Source organism: Dissulfurispira sp. (assembly GCF_036745535.1).
In the GTDB taxonomy this organism is placed as follows: domain Bacteria; phylum Nitrospirota; class Thermodesulfovibrionia; order Thermodesulfovibrionales; family Dissulfurispiraceae; genus Dissulfurispira.
In genome coordinates, this window is sequence record NZ_DAIOFX010000099.1 from 1 (window position 1) to 4,906 (window position 4,906).

General features: G+C 46.7%; 5 protein-coding genes. All 5 read right to left on the reverse strand.

Annotation, left to right across the window (positions count from 1 at the left end; all coding sequences use genetic code 11):
- Positions 1-190 precede the first annotated feature (190 nt).
- Positions 191-1,312: a non-hydrolyzing UDP-N-acetylglucosamine 2-epimerase gene (wecB, locus tag V7L97_RS11100; protein WP_333655978.1), complete on the reverse strand. Its 1,122-nt coding sequence runs from the start codon at positions 1,310-1,312 to the stop codon at positions 191-193.
- Positions 1,313-1,354: 42 nt separating this feature from the next.
- Complete coding sequence (locus V7L97_RS11105; protein WP_333655979.1) at positions 1,355-2,422, reverse strand: polysaccharide biosynthesis protein; 1,068 nt, start codon at positions 2,420-2,422, stop codon at positions 1,355-1,357.
- Positions 2,412-3,320, reverse strand: a complete 909-nt coding sequence (locus tag V7L97_RS11110) for a dTDP-4-dehydrorhamnose reductase family protein (protein WP_333655980.1) — start codon at positions 3,318-3,320, stop codon at positions 2,412-2,414. The genes V7L97_RS11105 and V7L97_RS11110 overlap by 11 nt, the downstream gene beginning before the upstream one ends.
- The gene (locus V7L97_RS11115; RefSeq protein WP_333655981.1) at positions 3,275-4,513 is read right to left on the reverse strand and encodes a glycosyltransferase family 4 protein; all 1,239 of its coding nucleotides are present in this window, start codon (positions 4,511-4,513) and stop codon (positions 3,275-3,277) included. Before V7L97_RS11115 ends, V7L97_RS11110 begins: the two co-directional genes overlap by 46 nt.
- Positions 4,510-4,906: glycosyltransferase family 4 protein (locus tag V7L97_RS11120; protein WP_333655982.1), on the reverse strand; the 397-nt coding region annotated here is incomplete at its 5' end. The genes V7L97_RS11115 and V7L97_RS11120, both read right to left, overlap by 4 nt.

Genomic DNA, 4,906 nt, shown 5'->3' on the forward strand with positions numbered 1-4,906 from the left:
ATTTGAGTCGATAATCCGTACAGAAATACCCAAGTTTTTTCTCAACGCAGCGGCGACATACAGCAATCCAAGATGAGGTCGTACCGTATTGCTTTTGTCCGCCTTTACAAAGGAGTATGGCTCGATATAATGAATATTCGGTGGTATAATAAAAATAACTTTCATTGCTCCATGTTCCTTCTTCATCGATTCACTTGAACCATATAGTACGATTCACATAATCGGTATAACTCATAATGATACGGAGCACTTTTTGGGAAACATTTTCTGTATCATAATCATTCACTATCCTAAAATGCCTCTTTTCCCTCCGCTGCTGGGAGGTGACGATTTTAATCGACTGCAGTACCCTTTCGGCCTTGAGCCCACACATAATCAGCACCCCTTCGTCCATCCCTTCAGGCCGTTCATGTGCTTGGCGAATCGTCACTGCGGGAAAGCCGAGTATCGATGATTCTTCAGTTATCGTGCCACTATCAGAAGCCACGCAATAAGCATGACACTGTAAGCATATATACTCGAAAAAACCGAGAGGCTTGATGAAGCGAATAAGTGGCTCCATCGCTTCAAGTTGCATGCCCTCGAGCCTCTTTTTAGTACGTGGATGCGTAGATACAATCACTGGTTTTCCATACCACCTTGCAATTGCATTCAGTGTCTCAATCAAATCGGATAAGTTGGCGGCATTATCTACATTTTCCTCCCGGTGAATACTGACTACAAAATATTCCCCCTCTTTAAGACCTAAGCTTTCGAGGGGCCTCGAAGATCGGATAGAGGATTGGTGGTACTGCAGCACTTCCTTCATAGGAGAACCAGTTTTGATCACAGTCTCAGGCCTGATCCCTTCTGCCAGCAGGTATCTACGCGCATGCTCAGTGTATGTCATATTGATATCGCTGATGTGGTCAACAATCTTTCGATTGACTTCTTCGGGTACCCTTTGGTCAAAGCACCGATTGCCAGCTTCCATGTGGAAAATAGGAATCTTGCGACGCTTTGCAGATATGGCAGAGAGACAGCTGTTTGTATCTCCAAGAATGAGTAACGCATCGGGCTGCTCTTTTGCCATTACCTCATCGGATCGAGCAATTATGTTTCCAATTGTACGAGCAACAGTATCTTCTGCAACATTGAGAAAGTAGTCCGGTTTCTTTATTGCGAGTTGTTGAAAAAAGATTTCACTCAACTCATAGTCGTAATTTTGCCCTGTATGAACCAGCACGTGCTCGGTATGCTCCTGTAGCTCATGGATCACCCGGCTTAGCTTGATAATCTCAGGCCGCGTACCCACAATAGTCATTACTTTCATTGGCTTAGAGAATTGATCACTCACTATTCGCTTCCTTTCTTCTTACCGAAGCAGTTCGCCATTGTATTGCACATTAGCATTTTCTATAGATAATCCGTGTCTCTTCAATAAGGCGATTGTCGCCGGAAGGTCAAGAACAGTATCTTCCGAACTTAACTCTTTCGCAAGAGCCTTGATATCTTCTTCTCCATCTTCCTTAAGTTCCGGGAGCATAGGACGAATAACATAGTAATCACCACGCTTTATGCAATGATTAATTTCTTCCTCTGAGACCATAATCTCATGCATTTTTTCACCTGGTCTTACTCCTGTGATCTTTATCTCAATGGTACGATTGCCAATCAACGCCTTTGCGATGTTGAGGACAGTTGCAGAAGGAGCATTAGGAATATATGTTTCTCCACGTTTCGCCTTTTGTAATGCGGCAAAGACCGTGTCAACAGCCTGATCAAGACTGAGCAGAAAGCGGGTCATTTCTGGTGCTGTAATCGTGACAGGGCCACCGCTTTTGATCTGCTCAAGAAAAAGAGGTATCACGGACCCCCTTGATGCAAGGACGTTTCCATATCGTACACAAATAAAACGTGTCTTCGTATTCAGAATATTCGCTGCAATGAAGATACGTTCCTGAATGGATTTGGTCATTCCCATAACATTCACCGGTTTACACGCTTTATCAGTGCTGATCCCTATAACAGTATCGACTGGATAGCCGTTCTCTTCTATAGCACGGACAATATTGGAAGCACCGATACAATTGGTCAGCACAGCTTGGACTGGAAAATATTCGCATGCGGGAACCTGTTTGAGTGCAGCTGCATTAACAACGATATCAACTCCTCGCACAGATGAACAAACATCAGCATAGTTTCGTACATCACCAATCCTAAACTCCAAGACATTCATGAAATTCCGGTAAATTACCTCATCAGTGGCGACCAGCTTGTGGAGGTATGACATTCTCATCTCGTGTTGCTTTGCTTCATCTCTGGATAACACAATGATCTTCTTGGGAGTCCCTTTTTCCCCAGACAGCACCCGCCTTATAAATGCGCTCCCCATGGAACCAGTGCCCCCTGTTACTAGGATTGTCTTACCTTCAAAAATCATTGATACTCTCCTTTTGCATATCACAGCACATCTCCTCAATCATAGCTTTCCATGATGGAGGCGTATAGAGGAATTCCCTGCGAAAACGCTCAGAGTTCAAGCTACGATCGCACCGGAACGACTCGTACGGTATCACCTCGATCGCCAGGCCGAGGGTCTCTTTAATAAGTAAAAGCAGATCAAACTTGCTGATCGGCTCACTGGAAACATTGTAAACACCTGAAGCATTTGGATACTCGACCAGCATCTTTTCGATTACCCGACTCATTTCGTGTGTTGTAAACCCTGAGAATATGGCGTTCCTGAATCCTCGCACAGTTCCCTTTTGTGATAGGAACCATTCCAGAAGCCCTGTCTTACGGGAAAGCTCTCGACCGATTATTGATGTCCTCAAGGTAAGACAGTGTGCATCACTTACTTCACCGAGGAACTTGCTCCTTCCGTAAAGGTCTTCTGCATCAGAAGGATCCTTTTCTGTATACATTCCTCGCTTTCCAGAAAAAACGCAATCGGTGCTCAGGTGTATCAAGCGCGCTCCGGTTGCCTTGCAGAGCACCGATAAACGGTGTGGCAGCAGAGAGTTTATCTCCAGACTCAGAATGATTCCCTCGGCTTCGATCCGTTGCTTCACAATTCCAGCGCAATTGACCACCGTCTCGGGACGAAACTCGGCAAACACTCTAGCAAGGCATTCCAGCGAACGCACGTCGATTCCTGCAAAGGCATTGGTATCATTGAAGAGTCCATATTCCTTATACGCAGTCAACGGTTGCCGCAACGTAACGCGGACATCATGGCGGGGACACAGATGAAGAAAAAGCCGATGTCCCATCATGCCATCTCCTCCAAGAATTAGAATGCGCACCGCGGGTTTTCCTCCACCATTTCCCTCATCCATCCGTTCAATATATTTATAAGACGGTTCCGCTCAAAGTTCATCTCGAAGTAGTTCCTTCCATTGCTTCCCATCCGACGACGCTCTGTCTCGCTCATTTTATACATCTTCAGCACTGCGCTGGCAAGTGCCTCAGGGTTCTCGGCGGGGCATGTGATACCTGCGGCCGCCTCTTCGATAATCTTTGCCCCCTCTCCGTCGACAGCAGCTATGATAGGTTTTGCACATGCCATATATGACTGCACCTTCGAGGGAATGGTGAAAGCGAAAATCGGCTCCTTTCTGAGCGTAACCAGCAGAGCATCAGCAAGGGAGAAAAAGCGGGGCATTGCTTCCAGTGGATATCGTCCGAAAAGATGAAAATAAGCTTCCATCCCTTTCATACGGATATGCTCCTCGACCCATGGCCTCATTCTTCCATCTCCAACTATCACCCAGTGAATATCTTTGTACTCCCTTAACCTCTCAGCAGCGCTTAAGATTGTCGGAAAGTCCTGCGCCGCACCGATATTACCTGCGAACATCACGATGAATCCTTCAGGAATCCGTGTACTCTCAAGAGCACCCGGCTCCACAGTAACAGGCCGGTATAGTTCTTCCGCACTATTAGGGAAATACGCAATGCGCTTTGCGTCGCCGCCTCGTTTCTGGACGATGGGAATAAATGCGCGGGATTGTACGAGTATGCGATCACATCGCATATACAGAGAACGAACCAGTTTCTCCACTATCTTCAATATAAGAGGAGACGTAACAATACCCGTAGCAGAAAGACTCTCAGGCCACAGGTCTTGGACCCAAAACATGACAGGTATCTTCTTCATTCGTTTCATAACAAGAGCGGGAATGCCTTCAGCAAGGGGAGAGAGCGCAAAAAAAATCATGTCGAACTTCGAGCGGAGAAGAAAGGGAGTCAGCAAGCACGCATTCATCGCAAAGGAAATATAATTGACAACCAGGCGCAACGCGCCCCCCCTGCCGCGCGGCACGACCGGAACTCTTACAATGTGCACCCCCCTGTATTCCTCATGGCTTTTTTTAAAAAATCCATATCCCGGAAAGAAACGGCCTTCGGGGTAGTTCGGAATTCCTGTTAGCACGGTTACCCTGTTGCCACGCTCAACGAGACCCGCTGCCAAATCGTTTATACGAAAGTTCTCAGGCCAAAAATACTGACTAATGAGAAGAATGTTCATTTTCCTTTCTTTCGTTCCAAGGTCCTGCGATAGAGATCAACATACTCGCCGGCAACAGTACTCCAAGAAAATTTTTCTTTTACATATCGCTCCAGATTTGCCCCCATTGTGGCCAATCCGGCACTATTTGTCATCATCATGAGCAGACCTTTCTTCAGTCCATCGACAGTGGCCGGAACTACTTTACCTCCTCCCACCATGGAAATCTCATCGAACCCGCACTGATCAGTCAACAGTACTGGTGTTCCAGTGACACCAGCCTCCAGTGCGACAAGCGACATCGCCTCTTGGCGGGAGGGAACAACCAACAGTTCTGCAACGTGGTATGCCATTGATTTGTCCTCGCCTCCTAGATACCCGACCAAATGCACTCTCTCTTCTGCAGCGTTCAGA

Excerpts from the sequence above, each read along its gene's own strand:
- wecB (WP_333655978.1), bottom strand. The coding sequence starts at position 1,312 with ATGAAAGTAATGACTATTGTGGGTACGCGGCCTGAGATTATCAAGCTA.
- V7L97_RS11105 (WP_333655979.1), bottom strand. The coding sequence starts at position 2,422 with ATGATTTTTGAAGGTAAGACAATCCTAGTAACAGGGGGCACTGGTTCC.
- V7L97_RS11110 (WP_333655980.1), bottom strand. The coding sequence starts at position 3,320 with ATGGATGAGGGAAATGGTGGAGGAAAACCCGCGGTGCGCATTCTAATT.
- V7L97_RS11115 (WP_333655981.1), bottom strand. The coding sequence starts at position 4,513 with ATGAACATTCTTCTCATTAGTCAGTATTTTTGGCCTGAGAACTTTCGT.